This is a genomic window from Sphingomonas sp. 10B4 (assembly GCF_035019905.1).
GTDB lineage: Bacteria > Pseudomonadota > Alphaproteobacteria > Sphingomonadales > Sphingomonadaceae > Sphingomonas > Sphingomonas glacialis.
The window spans coordinates 1-566 of record NZ_JASJVC010000188.1; the positions used below are offsets into that span (position 1 = coordinate 1).

Annotated in this window: 1 protein-coding gene; it reads left to right on the forward strand. The window is 54.8% G+C overall.

Annotated elements, in window-relative coordinates:
• The first annotated feature begins 158 nt into the window (after positions 1 to 158).
• Positions 159 to 506 (forward strand): HEPN-associated N-terminal domain-containing protein, encoded by a 348-nt coding sequence (locus QN347_RS19405; RefSeq protein WP_322162401.1) that lies wholly within the window; start codon positions 159 to 161, stop codon positions 504 to 506.
• Positions 507 to 566: the final 60 nt, after the last annotated feature.

Genomic DNA, 566 nt, shown 5'->3' on the forward strand with positions numbered 1-566 from the left:
TGTTCGGCAGCCATGCTGGCCACCTTCAGGCAGAAACTCCACTTAACAGCCTGTCCAAATTTGCCGAGCCACCTCTGGCAGGCCGGCTTTTAATGTGCTGGTATTCTCGTCCATGCCGGTATTTAAGCGAGGCCGAGTATTGAGTGGGGAGATTATAGTTGGCCGAACCGCACATCTTGCCTTTGTCGGTTGCGCCGCTGCTGGATTCGAATGCCTCGCATGACAACCACGTGGAGGAGATGGTCGCGTGGTTCTTCGAGAACTTCGAAGACCCCGCTAACTCACTTCCTTACGAGAACGCGGAAGGTGGCTATCAGTGGCTCTGGGGTGGTCCTTATGACGCAGTGAAGGAACTAAACTCTGCGTTCCCCGATGCCACCGAGAACGAAATTGCAGATGCCATTGTTCGCATTCAAAACAACGATGTCTACGAGTGGTCAGTCGCAGACCGGCGCATCGTGTCGGGCAGCGAGCAGTTCATGCCGCAGGAGGGCTTTGTTGCATAACGTCGCGAGAGCATAACCGCGCTTTTACTTGAAGATGTTATGAGAGGCGGACGGTCACCG